Origin of the sequence: Arthrobacter sp. BL-252-APC-1A, from assembly GCF_009696625.1 — a bacterium.
Lineage (GTDB): Bacteria > Actinomycetota > Actinomycetes > Actinomycetales > Micrococcaceae > Arthrobacter_B.
Window position 1 is genome coordinate 286,161 of sequence record NZ_VULS01000003.1, and the last position, 22,490, is coordinate 308,650.

The window sequence follows — 22,490 nt, forward strand, 5'->3', positions numbered from 1 at the left end:
GTGCAGGGATGTGTTCTGTGCGACAGATGCGTGCGGTGCCGGCGGGAAGCGCGTGGGTAGGCGGGGTGCCTACTCCTGCGTCCGGGACCGAGCGGCCAAAACCAGTTCCCGCAGAATGTCCGCATGGCCGCAGTGCTGGGCAAGTTCGCGGAGCATGTGCTGCTGGACCCAGCGCAGCGGCAGCGGACCCCGGCGGTTGCCGGGGAGCACGGTGTCGCCGTCCATTCCGGTAACCGCCTGCCGGGATTGGCCTACAGCCAACGCGTAGTCCGCCAGAACGGACTCGATGGTGTCCGATTCCTGGAGGCCGAAGGACTCATCGGGGGTATTCGGAATACCGAGTTCGGCCCTCGATGCTCCGGTGACCGCTTCACCAAACCAGACCCGTTCCACAAAGGCGGCATGTTTGACCAGCCCTAGCAACGTGGTCTTGGACGGGACCAGCCGCCGTCGGGCCTCTTCTTCCGTGAGGCCGTCCAGTCTGGCGGCCAGCATGCTGCGGTGCTGCTCGATGAACGTGCTGATCTGGGTATCGAAGGGGGCAAAGTAGGTGTCTTGGCTATCCGGTTCTTGCACGTGGTCCTCCGGCGGCGTCGGGGCAGGCCCGGCAGGATGCCGGAACGCTGCCTCCGCAGCCTAGCAATGGTGTGCCGGCGTCCAGCGAACTTCGCGGAGCCTTATGTGCTTCGCGAAGCCCTGAGCTGCCGCAAATGCTCCGGGCCCAGCTCCGCCACGCTGGTGACCCCGATCAGCTGCATCACCAGAGTCATCTCGGTCCGCAGGATGTCCAGCGCCCGGTCCACCCCCTGGCGCCCGCCGGCCATCAGCCCGTACAGGTACGCCCGGCCAACCAGGGTGAAGTCCGCACCGGCAGCCAGCGCCGCCACGATGTCCCCGCCGGACATGATCCCGGAGTCCAAGATCAGGTGCGCTTCGGGCCCGACGGCGGCGCGGATCTCCGGCAAGACTTTCAACGGAACCGGCGCACGGTCCAGCTGCCGGCCCCCGTGGTTGGAAACCACCAGCGCGTCCGCGCCGCGGGCCAGGACGTCGACGGCGTCGGACGCTGACTGGATGCCCTTCACGATCAGCTTCCCGGACCAGTTCTCCCGCAGCCAGGCCAGGTCATCCAGGTTCAGCGACGGATCGAACATCGTGTTGACCTGCTCGGCCACCGACGTCCGCTCCCCCTCAAAGTTGGCGAAGCCCAGCGGCTTGGTGGTCAGGAAGTTGAACCACCATTCCGGCCGGTAGGAGGCATCGAGCATGGTCTTGGCCGTGAGGGTGGGCGGCAGCGTCATGCCGTTGCGGGTGTCGCGGTGCCGGGCGCCGGAGACCGGGGTGTCCACGGTGACGACCAGCGCCCCGAACCCGGCAGCTTCCGCGCGGCGGATCAGGTCCAGGGACCGGGGGCGGTCCTTCCAGAGGTAGAGCTGGAACCATCGCTCGGCGTCGGGCACTTCCCGAGCGACCTCCTCGATGGACACCGTGCCCATCGTGGAGAGCGAGAACGGAATTCCGAACGACGCCGCCGCCTGCGCCCCGGCGACCTCACCTTCGGCGTGCATCAGCCGGGTGAGCCCGGTGGGCGCGATGCCCACCGGCATTGCGGCGTGCGCTCCGGCGATCTTGGTGCGCAGGTCCACCGTGGAAACGTCGCGCAGCACCCGGGGGTTGAATTCGACAGCGTCGAACGCGTCCCGGTTCCGGCGCAGCGAATGCTCGGCGAAGGAACCGCCGTCCACGTACTCGAACGCCGCCGCCGGGACCCGCCGCCTGGCGATGTCCCGCAGGTCCGCGATGGTGTTGGCCCTGGAGAGGCGTGCGCGCCGCCTGTCGGGGTCGAAGGCCTTGAACTGGACGAGTTCGCGGAGTTCGGAGTACTGGGGAATTCGGCGCTTCATGGCTGCTTTCGAAAGGGTGCGGTCAGTCAATGACGGTGTCGGCGGCGTCGAGCATGTCCTGCGGGAGAGTGACGCCCATGCGTGCCGCTGCGGACTTGTTGAGCACCAGCAGGGATTCGGTCTGCTTTTCCACCGGCATGCCGGCCGGGTCTTCGCCTTCGAGGATCTTGATGGCCATGAGCGCGGTCTGGTAGCCAAGCTGTTCGTAGTCCAGCCCGTAGGTGGCGACGCCGCCGGCTTCCACGGAGGCACTGTCGCCGACGACGAGGGGAATCTGCTTCGTTTCGGCGGCTTCCACCACACTGTCGATGGCGGCAACCACGTGCGAGTCCGTCGGCACGTAGAGCGCGTCCACGTCCAGGGACTGGGCAGCCTGCTGCACCTCGGAGGTCGCGGAGATGGCGGCCTCCTTCAGTTCCATACCGAGTTCTTCGGCGGCTTCCCGGGCCAGGTCCACCTGCACGCGGGAGTTCACCTCACCGGAGGAATAGACGACGCCGATGGTCTTGGCTTCGGGTGCGAGTTCCTTGATCAGGGCGATCTGGTCTTCCACCGGGCCGAGATTGCTGGTGCCGGTGATGTTGGCTCCGGGGGCGTCCCATGATTCGACGATCCCGGCTTCCACCGGCTCGGTGACGGCAGAGAAGACCACGGGGATGTTGCCGACGGCCTGCGCCACGCTCTGGGCTGCCGGGGTGGCGATGGCGAAGACCAGGTCAAGGTCCGACGACGCGAAGCCGGCAGCGATCTGGGTGGCCGTGGCCTGGTCGCCCTGCGCGTTCTGGTAGTCGTACTCCACGCCCTCGCCTTCGGGGTAGCCGTTTTCGCTCATGCCCTTGATGAAGCCTTCGCGGGTGTCATCGAGGGCTTCAATGTCCATGAGCTGGGAGATGCCGATCTTGACCGGCCCTTCTCCCCCGCCGTCGCCGGTTCCGGCGTCGGAGCCGCAGGAGGTGAGGAAGATTCCGGTGGTGAGCAGGGTGGCGGTACCGAGGGTGCTGAGTGAACGCTTCATTGCGTTGCCTTTCGGGTGGGCGGGTACTGGTGGGGGTTAGGAGTTCGGGGCTAGAGCGGTCCTGCGTTGTAGAAGGTGCGGATCATGGCGGCGTTGGCTTCAAGCAGATGGTCGTGCATGAGCTGCTGCGCTGCTTCGGCGTTGCCTGTGGCGACGGCGTCGAAGATCGCTTCGTGGGCGGTGCGTTCTTCTGTGGAGGAGAAGTGATCGTGGGCCATGGGCATCAGGTGGTAGAAGCGCATGACCTCGTCGGTGAGGCTGCGGTCCATGGCTGCCGCGCGGGTGTTGCGGGAGGCATGGGCACAGGCGACGTGGAAATCGCGGGCAGCGGAGAGCCGCTCTTCCAGGGTGTTTCCATCGCGGAACTGGTCTTCGATGCGGGCGCGGAGTTCGGACACGAGTTCGGCGGTGACATTGCGGGCTGCGGCGGCCACCAGCGGGGGCTCAAGGATGAGCCGCAGGTCCATGACTTCGCGGACGTCGTGGAAGCTGAGGCTGCGAACCATGTAGCCCTTGCGCGGCAGCACACTGACCAGGCCTTCGACGGTGAGCATCTGCAGGGCTTCGCGGACCGGGGTCTTGGAGACGCCGTATTCGCGGGCAAGATCCGGCTCCGTGAAGATCTGTCCCGGCCGCAGTTCGGCGCGGATGATCTGCCGGCGGATCATGCTGCGGATCCGTTCCGGCTGGGATTGGGTTGCGTCTTTGGCGGGGTTCGCGTTTCCCGTGGGCAGCGGGAGGACGTTGTCGGTGGGCGTCATGGTGTGACCTGCATAACAGAGATGCTACAGATATATCTCAGAGATACAAGAGGCTTATTGTGCGCGCGCAAGAATGGGGGCGCCAAGGGGGTGGCACACCGAATCCTCGAAGTCGATATACCGACACGTCCAATAAGCACTGATTAGCAGGTCTGTGGAACGGGGGTGGCGACCAAGGTAGCCTGAAAGCCTGCGACACATACCCAATACGATTTGATCAATGACTTCCCACATTTCTTGGCTTGATGCCAACACTGACGAAAACAACCGCATGCGGGAGTTGGTAAAACTCTTTTCCACGCCGGAGACCATCGATGATCTGGGCATCGGGCAAATTCGGGATGTCATCAGCAATACCCTTTTCCCCGGAACTTCAGTCCTGCACGCCGGTGCCCGCTACCTTCTGCTCGTTCCATGGGCCTATCTGACCGCCGCGGCGGGAACAACCCAACCGGAAATCCTAAAGTCCCGCGCAGAGAAGTCCGAACGCGCACTGATCGACAGGCTTGGCGAAATCTCCACCACCGGGTTCATTGGCAGCTCGGCCGGCAATAAGGTCCGCCAGCTTCCGTCAGCGGCCTACTGGTCCGCACTTCGCCGGTATGAGATTGTGCACCCGGATATCGACCGGGCAGGAGTCGCCGAGGCCATGTGCGCAGCCCGGCGCAGCTCGGAAAGCTCCAACGGCAGCGAATCAACGGTGATCTGGGACCAGTCCCTGCCCAAGCCGCCCGAAGGCTTTCCCAGTACAGAAGAGCACGGCCTAGCGCTCACTCATGCCGAAGCATCATGGCTCCAGGAACGCCTGCTCGCTTCCTGTCGGGGGACACTGCTGGCACATCTGGTGATGTCCCCGGTTCCGCTCGCGGACAACACCTATGGTCCATGGGAGGAACCGGCCGCCCGAACTGCCGACGCTCACACTGCCCAATGGCTTCGCGACGCTGAACTTTTTTCGTTTGTGCACAACGGTGCCAACATCCTCTACCAGCATTTGCTGGCCGAACTTGCTGCCAGGACTCTTCCCGGCAGCGGCATCTCAACAGAGGCTACCGATGAGCTGCTGCAGTCCTGGGAGATGGAGCGGGCTGCGAAGAGACACTTGCTCGAAGGCTGGGACACTGCCTCCTTCCTGGAAAGAGTGCAGACCGTCAACCCTGCGATCCGCAGCAGCACCCTCGACTTCGCCCGCGCCATCGCTGCTGCGGCTCAAGACTTTTCGACACCCATAGCGGACAACTCCGCGCTGCGCCGGGCTGTTGAGGACCGAGAACGTCTCATGAAGAAAGCCAACTCTCGCTTCCGCAACCAGCAGCGCCTCCGTGCCTGGGCCCCGCCGGAGCGAGTCTCAGCCCTCACATTCCGCTGGACTCAGGTCCGGCGGACCATCCGCGACATCCACGACGGGCTGGCCCGCAGACAGGAACTTCCACATGCTTGATGCCGGGAACAGGCAGGCTCTCACTCAGCAGCTGCGTCCGCCGGCCGGGTTCCGGTTGGTTCATGCCGTGGGCACCACCTTCACTCTGGACATGGCCAGTGCTCTGGCCGTCCCACTGAGTTTCGTGTCCGGGTCCGGGGAGCAGTTCACGAATTCGGTCGCAGTTCTGACCGCGCTCCGAAAAGTCGCAGACCGCGTGGACATCTTCTGCCAGGCCGGGAATATCCGGGTTCCACAGGATGCATCGGACTTGCTGGCACTGCTCGAGCCAATGATTCACCAGGTCAGCGCTAAGCGGGGCGGCCTCTTCCACCCAAAGGTCTGGGTACTGGAGTTTCAAAACGACGACGACGGCGAACGCCGCTACCGGTTCCTGTGCAGCAGCCGCAACCTCACCCCGGACACCAGCTGGGATCTCCTGGTCCGGCTCGATGGTGCGCCCTCGGAATCTGCGCAGCCTGGCAACACTCCCCTGTCGCAGTTCCTCACAAGGCTGAGTCCCATGGCCTCCGTGCCGCTGGATCAAACACGGGTCAACCGCATCAATGACCTCGCTGAGCGAATCGCCACGGTTGAGTGGGAGTTGCCGGAGCACATTTCCTCGCTATCGTTCCGTCCACTCGGTGTTCAGTCCGAGCCGGAGCCTTCGTCCCTGGTCAGTTACCTGCGCAACCCGCAGACCGCCACGGGCCTGAATCCCGACCCAGCTGCGGCGAAAACCATCGGATACAAGAAGCTGGTCATCTCGCCGTTCCTGGACGACACCCTGCTCAGTCGCTTCATCGATACCCGCACGGGAGAAGCCCATGTGTATTCCCGTGCGGGTCAGTTGGACCTGATCTCCTCTCAAGTCATCGGGAACAAACGCATCCGCTTCCGCTCGTTCGACGACACAGTCACGCCTGAAACGGGCGACGACGGGGTTCCCAACTCTGCGGGTGACCTTACCGGGCTCCACGCCAAGGCTTACTTCTGTGACTATGGGTTCCAGACCCATGTGCTTCTCGGCTCGAGCAATGCCACCGATGCTGGCTTCAACAAGAATGTGGAGTTCCTGGTTGAGATGAAGGGACTCAAATCCAGAATCGGTGTGGATGAAATCCTGAACAGCCTCAAAGACGTCCCATTCACGGACTATGCGGGCGGTGGCGGCCAGCGCCCCGGCGAGGACGACAAGACTCGTTTTCGGCTCGAGACAGAGCTCCAAAGGGCAGCGGCTGGAAGCTTCGTCCTTGATGCCGTAGAGGAGCAGGGAGCTGAAACATCCGGACGGTATGCGGTCAGCTTGGAGCACCATTGGACGCCTCCGCCGCAGTTCAGTGCCACCGTCCGGTTGGTGACGCTTCGCACACCGGTCTTCGAGGTCCTGGGGCCTTCCGAACGCCCGGCCACGAATTTGGTTTTTCGACAGGTACCGCTGGCAGATGTGACGCCCTATCTAGTACTGGGTCTCACCGACAAAGAGTCCGGGCTGAGCGCGACGGCCGTTGTGCAGGGTGTTCTGCGCACCGATCCGGAGGGCCGCCTGGAGGAGGTCATTGCCCGGCAGCTGGACAACCCTGACAAGCTGCGGCAGTTCCTACTCCTCTTCCTGTCACCGGAAGACGCTCCACCCGGTTCAGGCCTTGCCGGCTTGTCTTGGCATTTCCGTTCAGGATATGAGACAGGTTCATCGGCCGGACTGTACGAAGCTCTGATCACTGCGCTGGAGAATCCCAATGCCCCGGACGTGTTCAGCGATCTGGAACCGGTGATTCAACGCCTGGTGCAGCTGAACGGGGACAGTGATGAGGTACTGCAGCTCCAAGCCCTCTGGTCCGCTGCAGTCGAAGCCCTGCAAGTGAAGGAAATGTCCCATGGTCTTTGATCCGCTCCCGGCGCTGAACAGCCTGCGGGGATTCCAGCGGCGCACCGTAGACCATGTTTTCCACCGGCTTTACCGCGACATCCAGCCGGCAGACCGGTTTCTCGTCGCCGATGAAACAGGGCTCGGGAAAAGCATGGTTGCCCGCGGCGTCATCGCCAAAGTCATCGCCGAACTGGACCGGACCGCCTCAGGCGTGGATCGCATCGACGTCGTCTATGTCTGTTCCAATTCCGATCTGGCCAAACAGAACCTGGCTCGGCTGAACGTTACCGGCCAGCCGGACATCATCGAATCCGGACGGCTGACCATGCTCCCAGGAGAGTTGGACCTGCTGCAGGGTGAGCCGGCCCAGGGCATGAATAAGCGGGTCAATTTCATTTCCTTGACTCCCGGTACCTCGTTCAAGGTCACAAATACCACTGGGCAGCGCCCAGAACGGGCCATGCTGTTCGCGCTCCTGGAACAGCTCAGCGTCATCACTCCGCAGAACCGGACACATGCAGTGGAACTGCTGCGCGCTACTGCCGGAACCGGTTCGTTTGAATGGCAGCTCGGCCGTATTAAGACCAAGAACCCGGACGGGTTCATGCCCCAGATCGCAGAGGAGTTTCTAACTCTGGCCTCTGCCAGCGGAAACCTGCCGGCGTTCAAGCGGGAACTATTGAATGAGGCAGCTGACCGGGACGTTCAGCGCAAATCCATGAACAGCATCATTGGCGGTTTGCGGTCCGACTTGGCGCGGGCTGGCCTGAACTGCCTGGAACCGGATCTGATCATTCTGGACGAGTTCCAGCGCTTCCGCGATCTGCTGCGGCCGCCCGCGGACGACGACCAGATTGATGAGGCCAATGAACTGGCCCGCCAGTTCCTGGAGTACGACGGCGCGAAGCTGCTTCTGCTCTCCGCAACTCCGTACAAAGCTCACACCGCGGCCGCTGATACCGACGGGGATGACCATTCCTCCGATTTCCTTCAATTGTTGGACTTCCTCAGCCGCGGCGAGGAAGGCTACTTGGGCAGTCTGACTACCGATTTCGAAACGCGACGCCGGCAGCTCACCGGTCAATCCGTTGATGAGAACGTGACTGACCGGATAGAACGCTCGCTGCTCCGGTTTATGTCCCGGACCGAGCGGCCCCAGCTGGGCAGGGACGACATGCTCAAGGTCATCGATATGGCACCAACCGAAGTAAAGCCCGGAGACCTCTCCAGTTATCGGTCCTTGTCCGAGGTCTCGCGGGCGACACGTTCGGGCAACGTGCTGGAGTACTGGAAATCCATTCCATATTTCGCTCACTTTCTCAGCGGCTACAAAATCGGTCGTGAAACTGCCCAAAAGCGTGAAGAGCTGCAGCCGCTCCTCACCAAGCTGGCCACCATCGATCCGGACAAATACCGCCGGTACGAGCCGCTGGAGACCGACAGCGCGAAGTTGCGCGCCATTCGTGACCACACTGTCGGCCAGAAATGGTGGCAGCTGCTGTGGATTCCGCCGTCGCTTCCCTATCTGGAACCGTCCGGCCCCTACACCGGGCAGGCCGCCGTGACAAAACAGCTGATATTCACTTCCTGGAATGCTGCCCCCACAGCGATTACCACACTGCTTTCCTATGAGGCGGAGCGGGAAATACTCCAAGGGTCCGAGCACGGAGAAAACTCTCCCGAAGCCCGACGGAAGTTCCGCGGCCGGTTCCGCTATGCCGTCAAAGACGGGGAACCGCAGCGGATGTCGACGCTGGCGTTGTTCGTCCCCCACGTAGGTCTCAGCTCAGCCGGTGATCCCTTGTCGGCTGCAAGGTCAGCCAGCCGCCGCGTGACGGGTACGGAGCTCAGGGAACGCACTGCCGCGGCAGCTCAGCTAATCTCGGGAGCGCCGGAGGGCGATGCCGGGCGGCTAGGATCCTGGGCATCTTATTTCAGCGTTCCGGGTGGCTTCCCTAAGACATGGGACAAAAAGGATGCTGTGTCGAAGAAGTTTCGAGAGATCGCCGAGGCCATCGTGCGGGACTCCGGTTCCGAGGACGCTGCTGACTCCAGCAAGATTGACGACGGCGGACGGGAGGACACTGCCTACCTCCAGCACGTTGACCGGATGCTTGAGGTAGCGGCTGGAGGTTTCCTGGGCTGGGATGCTGAGGTTGCTGATCTGTCGGCGAATTCGCCCGCCAACTGCGTTTACCGCTCCCTTCTGCGCATAGCGCCCGAAGGAATGGACCAGAGCGATGTCTATCAAGCCGCTCTGATCGGCGTTTCCGGCCTCCGTTCTCTGTTCAACCGGCTTGATGTGGCCGAACTCCTGGTCCGGCTGTATCCGGATGGTGAACCTTGGCAGAGGGTGTTGAGGTATTGCGAGGCAGGAAACCTGCAGTCCGTGCTTGATGAATATGTGTTCCAGCTGCGGAGTCAGCAGCCCCCGGGTGAGCTCACCGGCGAGCAGCTCATGCTGCTGGCGAAGGACATCCGTGGTGCCCTCACTCTGCGCCCCGCACCCATGCAGGCGAAGTATCCGGATAGCTCACACGACGACCTTCGAATGGGGGTCCGCTTCGCAGTCCGCTACAGCAACTCCCGCTCAGAGGACGGCGATTCAGCCCGCATGCCGGAAGTCCGCCGGTCATTCAACAGCCCCTTCTGGCCGTTTGTATTGGCGTCAACTTCAGTCGGCCAGGAAGGCATCGATTTTCATTGGTGGTCACACTCAGTGATGCATTGGAACGTGCCGTCCAATCCGGTTGATTTTGAGCAGCGGGAGGGACGGGTTCACCGCTATCTTGGCCATGCCGTGCGCAAAAATGTAGCGGCGGAGCATGGAGATGCCGTTTTCGGTTCCAATAACCAAAATCCCTGGGCAACTGTTTTTCGGCTGGCATCCCAGTCCGTCGCTGAGTCTGAGAATGCATACAAAGAGTTCTCACCTCATTGGATACACCGTGGCGACAACAAGATAGAACGTCGGTTACTCGATCATCCCCTGAGCAGGGACGTTGTACGGACGAAGCAGATGCTTTCCGGACTTGCAACCTACCGTCTGGCGTTGGGCCAGGCGCGGCAGGATGATTTGCTGGGTCTCGTCCCGGAGAATAGCCAGGTCCCGGCCCTGAATCTACGCCCGCGAGGCGCACACGCTCCTGCGCCCGATACGGTTTCACGGTAGGCCTAAGCCCAGTCCACAGGACTGGACCATCCCACTCAGCGCCTTATTCGGCGGCGTGCCGCATGCGGCCTAGTAAAGTAAGACGCCTACACAGTTGCTTCACGGAATGCGGCTGCAGCAATAGAACCGAACGCAGACACAGTCTCATGTGCCGCGGTAGAAGGTCTATAAGGGGATTATTCAGATGAGTGCCGGCAAATCAGTCCGTCTATTCCTGGCCGACGGCACGCCTGGTGGTTTGTTGACGGCCGAAATTATGAACTGGACGGGACACATCGTTGCCGCTCCGCGCTCCGACCTCGGAACACTGTTGAAGCGACCTGAGGCCAGCCGAACCGGAATCTATCTCCTGCTTGGCGATGACCCGGACAGCGTGGGCGGTTCGCTTGCCTATATCGGCGAAGGCGACGATGTCAGCAAGCGACTGTATCAACATTCCCGTGCGGAGGAACAGGGCGGAAAAGACTTCTGGGACCGCGCCATTGTTCTCACGAGCAAGGACGCAAACCTAACCAAGGCGCATGCCCGCTACCTGGAATCTCGCCTCATCACCTTGGCCCAGCAGGCCAACCGCGCCCGCTTGATAAACGGCACTGCACCGGCCCCGTTGCCGCTTCCGGAGTCGTACGTCTCGGACATGGAGTACTTCATCGCCCAAGCCAAAATTGTCCTGCCGGTCCTGGGTGTCAACTTATTCCGGAATACGACAGTCTCCGTAACACCGTCGAATCCGACTGAACCTAGTTCCTCTCATCCCGTTGTCTCGCCGCTATTTGAAATGAGCCTCAAAAGGTACGGAATCGTAGCGACCGCTCAAGAAGTCGATGGTGAGTTCACGGTGCTCGAGGGGTCGCTTGTCAGAGCCTCTTGGATCGGAGTCGAAGAAGATGGCTACAGACGGCTTCGGGAAAAACTTGTCAAGGATGGCACCCTGATTTCGTCGGCTGACGGAACCATCGCTGTGTTTTCGCGTAATCAGGTCTTCGCTTCACCGTCTGCGGCATCGGCCATCGTATCCCGCCGAAACTCCAACGGGCGCACGGCTTGGAGGCTGCAATCTACCGGGCTCGCCTACGGGGAGTGGCAGAACCAGGAGATCGATCTAGATCGGCGGGAACCTTGATTGGGTGACGAGCCGCCAGTGTCTGCCACTGACCTTCCGGCCGGGCTATTAACCGCCGGTTCTAGAGAGCAGTGCCATTCGTCGTGAGCCGGGGTGATGCCCTGGCCCACGACGAACGTAGCCTCCGTTAAGCTGTGACTAGCTGCATGAGCTCGGAATAGTCTGTGACAACGTCATACTTCACGTCTTCACCGCTGTCCTCGCTAAGCGAAGCAAAGAAACGGCGTGCACATTCAATTTTGGCTTCCTCAATGCCTTTGAGCTGCAGGGTTGAAAGTGAGCCCTTGGTTTCGGCGACGAAATACACGTGCTTCACGCTTCCTTCTGTAAACGCGATGGCCCAGTCAGGGTTGTAATTTCCTACGGGGGTGGGAATGAAGAACCCTCTTGGCAACTTGGCGTAGACCGCCACCTCTTTGCTGGTGTCGAGTTCAGCCACGAAGTCACGCTCGACGTCGGAATCAGTGACAACATAGTCGTAAACGTGCTTCTTCAACTTGTCTCCAGCTCGAGCAAAGTCCTGCTTCGTCTGGTTTTGAGTAAAGATGGACGAATCGAATCGATCCTCGATAGCGTCGTAGCGCAGGTGCTCCACGATCACAGTAGCCTTTTGTTCGTTAATCAAACGCGACGTCTCTGTGATGAACTGCTCGGCGTTCAGCCGGAACTTCGCAAAGGTGTCAGCGCGAATCCCACGAAGAATGGCTGCGATCGTGCGACGCGTTAGCTGCGTTTTCTCTGCAATCTCTCCGAGCAGATCGTACTTGACCTGAGATCCAATGCTGACTGTCTCCGTGTGAGTCTCCGTATTCGAGACCGCAAATCCTGCACCCGTAGCCAGGTCATCGGCATCCATTGAGACACGCTGCTGCCCCGTCTGAATTACATACTGCATTGAGGCTACATTCAAGAGAGTGTCTATGGCCTTGATGCACTTGCTAACCAACTCAGTGGAATCAAACTCGACCTGGTAAACAGCTTTGTGGTTGATCCGGCCCCAAAGGTCCTGGAACTCCCTCTTGGCGAAGTTCGCCTCGTTCAGCGGGATTCTCTTCGGCGTGCGGTCGTCCATCGGAACGGGGATGGGAAGGTAAAGCATGTCCACTAGAGGCCAGACGAAGTCAATGACTGGCTTCAGCACCTGAGATGAGGTCTCGGCCAGTGCTCCAGCTTCTTTGGCCGCTTTATACGTCTCCGAAATAGTGTCATCTTCGTTGAGGTAGTCGTTCTTGATGAGGTACTTGTAAAGTGCCTGCGCCACCTCCTCTTCCACGATCGACTCGCCGGAGTCTGTGTGGATGGCCTTTCCTGTGAAAAACTTGATGCTTGCCTGGCGTGGGCGTGACGCCACTGAGGCGCTGATCTCTTTTTGAAGACCGGAAACGAAGTCTGTATAGGACTCGTCGGTGACGACAGTCAACTCGTTGATGTCGTGGACAGTAACCGGGTTGTCCATCCGCTCACCGTGCTGGTCCACGGCCAGCCGCAGACCGCGACCGATCTCCTGACGCCGTGAAACCGTGTTGTCGCTCTTCTTCAGCATGCCCATAACGAACACATTGGGGTTGTCCCAGCCTTCGCGCAAGGCGGAATGGGAGAAGATAAAGCGGACTGGCTCGTCGAAGGACAGCAAGCGCTCCTTGTTCTTCAGGATGAGATCGTAGGCATCCGTATCGATGGACTGGCCCTTGTCGTCGCCCCGTCCGCTGACCTTCCCGTCAACCAGTTTTTTGGTCTTTTTGTCCACCGAGAAGTAGCCCTCGTGAACTGCACCTACCTCATCTCGACGAAGATAGCGATGGTACTGGGCCGTAGACTCGTCGAGCTCGAGCTCGCTCAGAACTTCGTCGCGGATCTGCACGTACTCTTCTTCGAATATGCGCGCGTACTCCCCTAGTGTGTCCTGTCGCTCATAGTCGCGGTACTTAGCCACCTCGTCGATGAAAAAGAGCGAAAGGACCTTGACTCCCATGCTGAAAAGTTCGCGTTCCTTGTCGAAGTGGGCGCGAATAACCTCCCGGATCTGGATGCGGCGCTTAGTCTCGACCGTCGCGTCCCGGTCGGCCAGCTGACCAGCGAATACTGTGTCGCCATTGCTGAGCTCAATTACGTCCCGGTTGGCGTCGACGTCAGTGATCAGCAAGTCTTTGTACGCCGCGATCCCTCGGGATACGTCGCCGAGGTTCGCTCCTGCATCGAGGCGCTTAACCTGCCTCTTGATGTGTCCGCTCTTGGTTTGGACCTCGATTTCGACGCGGGCTCGGGGCTTGGCTCCCTTAGATACCTCAATAGCCTCCAGGTACAAATATGCCGTGGAACCGGCTAGTCCTCGGACCGTAATGCCGCGAACGCCGATCTTCTTCACAAGCTTCTGATTATATGCGTCGAGGGCATCGAGGCGATGAACCTTTGTGTGCTGGACCTTGTGCGTAGCGGAATATCTCAGCATCATGAGTGCATTGAATTCTGCCAGAGCATTCAGGGATTTGTCTGCGCCGATCTTCTGCGGTTCATCAACAATGACGATCGGGCGATTCGCTTTGATTACATCGATCGGACGCCGCGACTGGAAGTCATCAAGCGCTTCATAAATACGGCGATTGTCTTTCCCAGTCGCATTGAATGCCTGGATATTGATAATCATCACCTGCACCCCAGAGTCGGAGCTAAACCGCTCCAGGTCATGCAGCTGAGAGGAATTGTAGATAAACGCACGTGGTTTTGTCCCATAGGCCTGTTGGAAATGATCCGCCGTGACGTCGAAAGTCTTCCTCACACCTTCACGTATCGCGATGGAGGGAACCACCACAATGAACTTCGACCATCCAAAGCGCTTGTGCAGCTCCATCATCGTCTTGATATAGACGTAGGTCTTGCCGGTACCGGTCTCCATCTCGATGTCCAAGTTGGGAACATTTGGCGCTGCTTTGCTGTCCACAAGCTTGGAAGCTAAGGGAAGATTGCGCGACCTTTGAACGTGGTGAACGTTACGTAGGAGCTGTGAAGGTGACAGATCAATCTCTGCATTCTTGAGACCTGCGTCGGGCGCCTGACTAGTTTCGAACAGCGCGGGGATGTTTGCCGGCTTAGCGTTACCGGGATCAATGCGGTATGCAACGCCATCATACTTCGGCTGCCCTGCGAAGACGTCAACTACAGCATCCACGGCTTCTGTCTGGTACTGCTGGACCTTAAACTGGAGTCGCATCGGTATCAAATCGCTTTCACATCTGTCGATGGGGAGAGCTCACGAAAGATCTGTTCGGCATTGATCCGCGCATCATCAGACCCAAAACCCGAATCGAGGAAAACGGCACGCAAGGGTTTATGTGCAGCGATAGCGCGCACCACCAGAGGATCAATCGCAGCCTCGAAACAAGCTATCAATGCGCCGTCCTCCACCACGAAGACTTCATTTCCCATAATGTTATCTACGGTGACTGCCATCGAGAGATCCAACCCCCAATCGAGCATCACTTGAAATAACAAGTCGTCGCCCGTCCGGTCGGGTTTCACGCTACTCTCAAGTTCATCCAGCTCAAGTTGCCCTGTCTCTTCTGGCGACCGAGATACATCCCGCAAATTTGTGCTATCAACTCTGAAACTTCTAAAACCGAAGTCGACTTGATCAGCAGCAAGCCCCGATTTTTTTCTTTCCTCGATACCTGCCCGCCGGATACGCTCCCTAGACAATTCAGATATGGATACATAGCCAGCCTTTGCGGCTGCAGATTTCGGATCGGGAACTTCGTCAAGTTGTACCATTATGAACTTGCGAGCACCCGAATCTTCCGCGTTGGCCATCATCACTGCATGTGCCATGGAAGCACTTCCTGCAAAGAAATCAAGAATTAGACTTCCTGGGCCAGCCGCGATATCGATAATTCGCTTCATAAAATGGGGCGATTTTGGAAAGTCCATCAGCGCATCACCAAACAATGACTTTACCGACTTACGCCCATAATCATTGACGAACTCCCGTTCGAGCCAGATGGATTTAACAAGTGTCTTGGCAACTTCACCGGTGGCCCCGTAAAGGTAGTCCTTCCGGAAAATCCGCCAGCCACCATGACCGCGTTCTGCTACCAGCATCAAATGATCACGGGCCACCCGCTCACGCCCCCAGGTCCAGCAAGTCGGTGTTCCGTCTGGTGCATCCGGAAGAACCTCTTCAGTATGCTCCTCCGTGCAGTTCGTTGATACACTTCCGTCCTGCGGGGAAACATATAGTGGATAATAGAGATTTGGCCGTGTCTGAGGGTTGAATGCTTGGTTTCGGTTCCTCAGACCTAACAATCTATAAGGACCACGTTGGTCACTTCGCTGATACTCTTCAGCCATACGGCCGTCCTTGACAATTCCGGTCAACGATTCAGACGATGAGTTCCTGACAAAGACCATGAGCGACTCATGAGTCTTCGCAACAAACCGATCGAGATGGCGACCTCTGGGATTTACTTGGACAGAGATTTGGGTTATAAAATTTTTGGCGCCAAATATCTCTTCGCCAATTTTCCTGAGGTTGGCACTCTCATTGTCGTCGATAGAAATCATGAGGACACCATCGTCCGACAAAAGGTTTCGGGCAAGTTTGAGACGCGAATACATCATGCTCATCCAGTCGGAATGAAAGCGCCCGTTCGTGTCGGAATTAGAAACTAATCGCGTTCCTCCGGCGTCAATCTGACCAGAGCGAAGCAAGTACTCATCTGTTGTTTCCGCGTAATCATCTTCGTAGACAAAGTCGTTTCCAGTGTTGTACGGCGGATCAATATAGATCAACTTGACCTTGCCGAGATACGACTCCTGGAGGAGCTTAAGTGCGTCTAGATTGTCCCCTTCGACGAATAGGTTCTTGGTAGTGTCGAAGTCGACAGACTCTTCACGAACCGGACGAAGAGTCTTGGCGATTGGGGCGTTGGCGGCGAAGCCAGCTGCTCGCTTTCCAGGCCAATCGAGCTGGTAACGCTCCTGCGGACCCTCAACGATGTGATCCGAAAGCTCCTGGCGGAGCAGGTCGAAATTGATCCCGGGGGTCAGGTTGCCCTCATCGTCGAGCACCTCCGTAACCACAGTCGGAAGCAGCTCGGCGAGCTTATCGATGTTCGTCTTCGTCAGGTCGGGCGACGTCATGCGTAGTTTTTCCACAAATAACCTTAGTTGTCGGCTGTACGTAGGGTTTTCACTCGAGTGCTCATCAGCTAGATATACGCGTCATATGCAGGCATCGGCTGTCCCTGAGCGAGGCATATCGGCTGTCAAATAGCTTTGAGCTCAGTCATCGGCGATAGTTCACGAAAGATTTGCTCGGCGTTGATCCGCGCATCATCGGAAGAGAAACCGGAGTCGAGGAGAACTGCACGTAAGGGGGAACGTTTCGCCATCGTGCGCAGAACTTCCTCCCCGAGGCTGTCCCCGAAGCAGGCGAGCAGGGCACCGTCGTCAACGTCGAAAACCTGGTGTCCCCCCACTTGTTCGACGTTGATGGCAGCTGTGAGGTCAACACCCCAGTCCAGAAGAACCTGAAATAGAAGGTCCTCGCCTGACCGCCCTTCCTTCACGCTGTTTTCAAGACCGTCCAGCGCAAGCTGATTCGTATCATCCGGCGCTCTCAGCACGTCTGCCATGTTGGTCGAGTCCACGCGTACCAGGCGGTAGCCTACGTCCGGGGTCTGCATCTGACCGGAGAGTTCCGCGCCTACATTCTTAAGGCGTTCGAGACTCATGCCTAGGATCGAGTCGAAAGTGGGCTCTGGGACGCTCAACGGCTCATCGATCTGCACGGCGATGTACCGGCGATTACCCCCGTCTAGGGCGTTTTGAGCTAGGACTGCGTGCGGCGTCGTTCCGCTGCCGCTGAAGAAATCCAGAACGATATCTTCTTTATCTGGACGGGTTGCGAGCTGGAGTATTCGTTGGATGAGCTGAACTGGCTTGACCGAATTCAATACGTTTTCAGTGTGTTGGAAAGGGACATACTTGAGTAGAGTCTTTTTCGCGTCTTGGGTGTGTCCAACTTCAGAATACGGCCACAACGTTTGCGGGGTGCGCCCACCAGACACTTCCGAAAGATAACGCTTTAGGCGTGGCACGCTATCCGGACTTGCACCCCACCAAATTCGACCCTCTGATCTGAGCTCGTCGAACCGTTTCTTCGAAAACCGCCAATAGCTCCCCCGGGGTGGTCCGGATATTACTCGACCAGAAGGGGTTTCTATCGGATACAACCCAGCGTCGTATCTGTTCCGCGCTGCAAGATCGGAGGAGGCCCAAGGCCCCCTTGGATCACCGTCGGGGTTCTTGTATCTCGCATCCATTTCGGCCGTTCGTGGAAGAAGATTCGGGATCCAGTTCGACTTGTTTCGGGCGAATACAAGAACGTAGTCATGGTCTTCCGAAAACCACTGGGCTGAGTTTTTGGGAGAAAATACCTTCTGCCATATAATCTGCGCAACAAAGTTTTGGGCACCGAAGATTTCAGCACAAAGTTTCCGGAGGTTGTCGACTTCGTGGTCATCGATTGAGATGAAGATGACGCCGTCGTCGCGAAGCAGGTTCCTAGCGAGTTTCAGTCTCGGGTACATCATGCTGAGCCAGTCGGAATGGTACCGGCCGTCAGTGTCCGTCAGGGCAACGAGTCGCCGGCCGTCCTCATCTGTTTGGCCGGACCGGCTTAGGAATTCCTGCGTGTTCTCCGCGAAGTCGTCGTCGTAGATGAAGTCCCGCCCAGTGTTGTACGGCGGATCGATGTAGATGAGCTTGACCTGGTTCAGGTACGACTCTTGAAGTAGCTTCAGCGCGTCGAGGTTATCCCCATCGATAACGAGGTTCTTCGTGGTGTCGAAGTTGACCGACTCTTCACGAACCGGGCGAAGGGTCTTGGCGATTGGAGCGTTCGCGGCAAATGCGGATGCTCGTTTGCCGGGCCATTCCAGTCGGTACCGTTCCTGAGGACCCTCAACGACATGGTCGGAGAGCTCTTGGCGCAACAGGTCGAAGTCGACCGATTTCTGAACGTTCCCGGCGTCATCCAACGTCTCGGTGATGGCATTCGGGAACATCGCTGAGAGGGTCTCGATGTTGACCTGTGTCAGGTCGGGCGACGTCATGCGTAGTTTCTCCACCAGTTACCTTTGTTGTTCCAGCTCAGCTTGTTTGATTTTAAGGGTGCGCCGTAACTCGATCTTGCGGTTTAGCTGCGGCTCGGTCCGGAGCTTGCGTTCCAGCGTTGCTATTTCTCGTTCGAGTTTACGTACAGAGACCAGTCTGGCAGCCACCTCAGACACGTCGTCTCCCGCGCGTGTTGCCACAGGCAGCAAGGGTGTCAGCAAGGCTGTGTATAAGCCCCCCAAATCTATGGCGGCCGGGAGGGGCGAGCGATCTGCTGCGAGGCGCTGCCACGCCGTCCTGAAGTGCTGGCTGAGCGCAGGAGTACCTGTGCGGATCTGCTTGTGGGCTGCTGCCATACAGATCTTCCGGTTCTCGCCCTCACCGCCGACCAACTCGAAGATGATAGGAAACTTAACTGCCTTGTCGATGGCGGACAGCACTGAATCCGACACCTCGCCTCCCTTAGCGTCGATCCGGAAAACCTGGATTTCTGCAACTTCAAGGGTACCGGGCAGGTTGACCGTGGCAGGCGCGAGCTTGTGGGTCCAGACAATCCGCTGCACTTCCGAAACGAACTTCTCCCGTGCCAGAGCCGGGAACCCGACCTGGTCATAGATCTTCTCCTTCGGCACCCGACTGCCGAACTCCGCTCCAGATGGCCACTTGTACAGCAGATGCACTGATCCTTCGTCCACCGTTAGGACTCCCTTGGCAGGTCGACGAGCGCAATGAATGCAATGAGCTCAAAATCATTCAGTCCGGCGATGCTCTGGGTAAGGGCCGTGGTCTGGCCTCCAGTGAACAGGCTGTCGATATCGCGTTCCTCCGTGACGTTGATCATTGAATGAATCGCGTCGGTGAGGAGGTCCGAGTATTTGCCCATCTCGGTACCCTCATTGGTTGCTTGGTTGAAGGCGCGTACTGCGCCGGCGACAGGAGCCGTATAGGGGCGGGACCCTGCTCGGACCAGGTCAAGCACCGCCTTGACCTGGGTATGGTCTGCAATCACGTTGCCGTCGTCATCGAGGTAGACGAGATAGTGGGGATGAAGGCGGTTGCCCCTGTTGATCGTTTCATCGGCGTTCACGTTTCGCAGAGCGAAGATTACCCCTGGTTCCAAGCCGATGGACCGATCAGCAGGTACGACGGCGTGCAGCCCCTTCGGTGCGGTGCCAGGGTCGCCGTATTCCTTGACATACCCGAGCAGGTCCATCCGGAAGTCGTTCAGTCCGAGGTCGGTGATCGAGACGCCCGCGCGGACGTCTTCGAGTTCAATAACTTCATCCTGGAGCTTTCGAAGCTGTTCCCTCCTGAACGCTGCATCGTTACTTTCGAGCGTGAGAATGTTGTCGTTGGCGGAGCCAGCAAGGTCAGCGATGACCATGCGGTTCTCGACACGCTCTTTCAGGTTGATGTACTCATCAAGGGAGATGTCCGGCCAGAAATTGACCAGTTGTATGACCTTATTAATCGAGCCGATCCGGTCGACGCGCCCGAATCGTTGAACGATCCTGACGGGGTTCCAATGGATGTCGTAGTTGATCAGGTAATCACAGTCCTGGAGATTTTGCCCTTCGCTGATCACATCGGTGCCGATGAGTACGTCCAACTCGCGGGTGTCGTTCGGCATGGTGAGATGGCGCTGCTTTGAGCGGGGTGAAAATAGGGACATCACCTGCTGGAAATCATGTCCGGGGCCGAGCGTCGTTCGAGCGCCGCTTCCTCCACCGGTGATCAGGGCGGTTTCAAGTCCGGCGGCGGCCAGTGCAGGTGCGACTTCGCGATAAAGGTACTCCGCGGTATCTGCGAAAGCAGAAAAAATAAGCACTTTGCGGTTGCCGTCGTTGATCGGTTGCTCGGCTTTTTCCGTGATGAGCTGCTTCAGTTTTTGGAGCTTGCGATCGTGCTGCGGCGTAACCTTATGCATTTCGTCGAGCAGTGTTCCTAACGCCTCACGGTCGTTTCGCAGGTCGCGGCTCCACGAATCGATGTCGACGTCGTTGAGGTCTATCTTGATCTTCTCGCCGAAAGAGAGTGCCTGGATGTTAGCGTCGTCAACGTCGTCGAGATCCAGGTCCAGATCGTTGACTGGTGAGGCATCGAAAGCGGCCTGCAAACTTGTATGCGCATCCAGCCGGTCGAGAGTTCGTTCTGCTGCACTTTGAATCTTGGTCAGAGTCAACCGAAACGCATCAACGGAGCTTTCGAGGCGCTTGAGGAGGTTGACAGTCATAAGCTTTTTTAGACCCTGCTCGCGTCCCTGCTGTCCGATGCTGGAGCGGGTGTTGCCAGCCGTGACATTGTAGAGATCTTCATACTTTCCAATACGGCTGGGAAAGACGTATCCCAAGGGCGTGTACATAGCGAGAGTCAAGCGTTGCAGCTGTCCGAAGATTTCATTGAAGTTTGGTACGTCCGGCAGGTCCGTTAAAGGTTCGCGTACGGAACATGGGGGAAGCCGTTCCGGAAAGGCGCCGATCTCTGCTGTGTCATAAAAGGCTTGAATGTGCTTACGTGAACGCGCGATTGTGACCGAGTCGAGGAGCGTAAAAAAATCAAAATCGAGCATCTCAAGAATACGGTGGGTCGTCCGGTGCTCGGGGGCAAGCTTGGACCACTCATTGAAAACGCGCTGTGCGTCTCGGAAAAGCTTGTCGACGCTCGTAGAGATGTTCAGGTGACGTGTGAGGTTCTCTGATTCCCCTTCGTATGCGAGCTGCAGCTGGTTTTTCAAGTCGTTGAACCTGTTGTTCACAGGGGTAGCCGAGAGCATCAAAACCTTGGTCTTCACGCCTTCGCGCATCACTTTCCGCATCAACCTCTGATAGCGAGATTCCTTTTCCTCGGCATAATCGGCGTTACGGAAGTTGTGTGACTCGTCGATGACTACCAGGTCGTAGTTGCCCCAATTAATGCGATCGAGCCGGAGCCCGAGGGACTCACCGCGCTCGCGCGATAGATCTGTATGTGCGAGTACGTCGTAGTTGAACCGGTCGCTGGCGAAGATATTGGTCGTCAGGTTGGCGTTGTAGTTCGTCCAGTTTTCTGCGAGTTTCTTCGGGCACAGCACGAGGACCGACTTGTTGCGCAGCTCGTAATATTTAATGACTGCTAGGGCTGTGAAGGTCTTGCCGAGCCCTACGCTGTCTGCCAGGATGCAGCCGTTATAGGTTTCCAGTTTGTTGATAATCCCCGTCGCGGCATCACGCTGGAAAGCGTAGAGACTCTGCCAGACCTGTGTTTCCTGGTAGCCAGTGCGGTCATTCGGGAGCACGTCCTCGTTCATGTCCTCGAGGAACTCCGAGAAGAGGTTGTAGAGGATTAGGAAGTAAACGCGCTCCGGGGAATTCTCTGCGTAGACACTGGCCATGTGTTCGCGCACGGCTTCAGTGACGTCCTCCAGTTGGTCGCTGTTGTGCCAGATCTGGTCGAACAATTGGACGTACTGGGCAGTCCATGGTGCATTGTCGATTCGATGCACCATGTTGGAGACGGCGTTCCCCGGTTCGTAGCCCAGATCAGCAGTCGTGAATCCTTGAAGCGGCGAGTAAACAGCCCTGTCGTCCAAGATAGCGAACGACTGCATGGGGTTGCCCGTTGCGTTCGACCGGAACGTTACTTTACGGCGGACCCAGTCGGCGCACTCCTTCGCGATTGCCCGTTGTGTGAGCCTGTTGCGTAGCTTGATTTCGAATTCTGAGCTATAGAGACTCGACTCGGCCTGTCCTGGCGGAATAAAGAACTCCCGACGTTCTTTTCTCAGTTTGTCCGTTACCTTCTCCGGAACGAATGAGGGCGAGGTGAAGATGAACTGCAGCTCAGATACCTGTTCCAGTTCTTTGCGTAGTGCCTCGAAGGCGAAGATCGAGAAGGTGGAAGCCGCAATTCGGACTTTCGAGCCACGCACAATCTCAGCACGGAGATCATCTCCAAGCAAATCACTCACATTGTCAATAATTCGCAAGCTAAGTCCTTCACTAGACAGCGGAAAAGCCCACGAGCCCGGGTGGACAGTCGATGGTTCTCGTCACGGAGACACCATTGTTTCCCGACCGGCACGCCCCACGCCCCCGTAACTCGCCCTGCGTGTTTCGGCTACCGTGGACCGCTTTAGG

The 22,490-nt window shown here is 58.3% G+C and carries 13 protein-coding genes; 4 read left to right on the forward strand and 9 right to left on the reverse strand.

Annotated features, from left to right (window positions below; all coding sequences use genetic code 11):
* Window positions 1–69: 69 nt before the first annotated feature.
* The 4 genes from FYJ28_RS06510 to FYJ28_RS06525 all read right to left on the reverse strand — a co-directional run bounded on the left by FYJ28_RS06510 (window position 70) and on the right by FYJ28_RS06525 (window position 3,680).
* The gene (locus tag FYJ28_RS06510; protein WP_326831557.1) at window positions 70–576 is read right to left on the reverse strand and encodes a DinB family protein; all 507 of its coding nucleotides are present in this window, start codon (window positions 574–576) and stop codon (window positions 70–72) included.
* Window positions 577–677: 101 nt separating this feature from the next.
* The gene (locus tag FYJ28_RS06515; RefSeq protein WP_154578684.1) at window positions 678–1,904 is read right to left on the reverse strand and encodes an alpha-hydroxy acid oxidase; all 1,227 of its coding nucleotides are present in this window, start codon (window positions 1,902–1,904) and stop codon (window positions 678–680) included.
* 22 nt (window positions 1,905–1,926) lie between these two features.
* Window positions 1,927–2,919, reverse strand: a complete 993-nt coding sequence (locus FYJ28_RS06520; protein ID WP_154578685.1) for an ABC transporter substrate-binding protein — start codon at window positions 2,917–2,919, stop codon at window positions 1,927–1,929.
* Between the two features lie 50 nt (window positions 2,920–2,969).
* A complete protein-coding gene (locus FYJ28_RS06525; protein ID WP_154578686.1) occupies window positions 2,970–3,680 on the reverse strand; it encodes a GntR family transcriptional regulator in 711 nt (236 codons plus the stop codon).
* Between the two features lie 220 nt (window positions 3,681–3,900).
* On the opposite strand from FYJ28_RS06525, the gene FYJ28_RS06530 reads away from it, so the two are divergent.
* The 4 genes from FYJ28_RS06530 to FYJ28_RS06545 all read left to right on the forward strand — a co-directional run bounded on the left by FYJ28_RS06530 (window position 3,901) and on the right by FYJ28_RS06545 (window position 11,265).
* Window positions 3,901–5,121, forward strand: coding sequence for a DUF6361 family protein (locus tag FYJ28_RS06530; protein WP_154578687.1), 1,221 nt, complete (start codon window positions 3,901–3,903; stop codon window positions 5,119–5,121).
* A complete protein-coding gene (locus FYJ28_RS06535) occupies window positions 5,114–6,988 on the forward strand; it encodes a phospholipase D family protein (RefSeq protein ID WP_154578688.1) in 1,875 nt (624 codons plus the stop codon). The genes FYJ28_RS06530 and FYJ28_RS06535 overlap by 8 nt, the downstream gene beginning before the upstream one ends.
* The gene (locus tag FYJ28_RS06540; RefSeq protein ID WP_154578689.1) at window positions 6,978–10,142 is read left to right on the forward strand and encodes a helicase-related protein; all 3,165 of its coding nucleotides are present in this window, start codon (window positions 6,978–6,980) and stop codon (window positions 10,140–10,142) included. Before FYJ28_RS06535 ends, FYJ28_RS06540 begins: the two co-directional genes overlap by 11 nt.
* Window positions 10,143–10,326: 184 nt before the next feature.
* On the forward strand, window positions 10,327–11,265 hold the full coding sequence (locus FYJ28_RS06545; RefSeq protein ID WP_154578690.1) for a GIY-YIG nuclease family protein: 939 nt from the start codon (window positions 10,327–10,329) through the stop codon (window positions 11,263–11,265).
* Between the two features lie 127 nt (window positions 11,266–11,392).
* On the opposite strand, the gene FYJ28_RS06550 is transcribed toward FYJ28_RS06545, so the two are convergent.
* The 5 genes from FYJ28_RS06550 to FYJ28_RS06570 form a co-directional block, all read right to left on the reverse strand.
* Window positions 11,393–14,431: a type III restriction-modification system endonuclease gene (locus tag FYJ28_RS06550; protein WP_326831558.1), complete on the reverse strand. Its 3,039-nt coding sequence runs from the start codon at window positions 14,429–14,431 to the stop codon at window positions 11,393–11,395.
* A gap of 47 nt (window positions 14,432–14,478) precedes the next feature.
* Entirely contained in the window at window positions 14,479–16,413 is a 1,935-nt protein-coding gene (locus FYJ28_RS06555; RefSeq protein WP_326831559.1) for a site-specific DNA-methyltransferase, read from the reverse strand.
* Between the two features lie 110 nt (window positions 16,414–16,523).
* Complete coding sequence (locus tag FYJ28_RS06560; protein WP_154578692.1) at window positions 16,524–18,374, reverse strand: site-specific DNA-methyltransferase; 1,851 nt, start codon at window positions 18,372–18,374, stop codon at window positions 16,524–16,526.
* A gap of 18 nt (window positions 18,375–18,392) precedes the next feature.
* Window positions 18,393–19,070 (reverse strand): DUF4391 domain-containing protein, encoded by a 678-nt coding sequence (locus tag FYJ28_RS06565; protein ID WP_326831560.1) that lies wholly within the window; start codon window positions 19,068–19,070, stop codon window positions 18,393–18,395.
* A gap of 2 nt (window positions 19,071–19,072) precedes the next feature.
* Window positions 19,073–22,339, reverse strand: coding sequence for a helicase-related protein (locus FYJ28_RS06570; protein ID WP_154578693.1), 3,267 nt, complete (start codon window positions 22,337–22,339; stop codon window positions 19,073–19,075).
* Window positions 22,340–22,490: the final 151 nt, after the last annotated feature.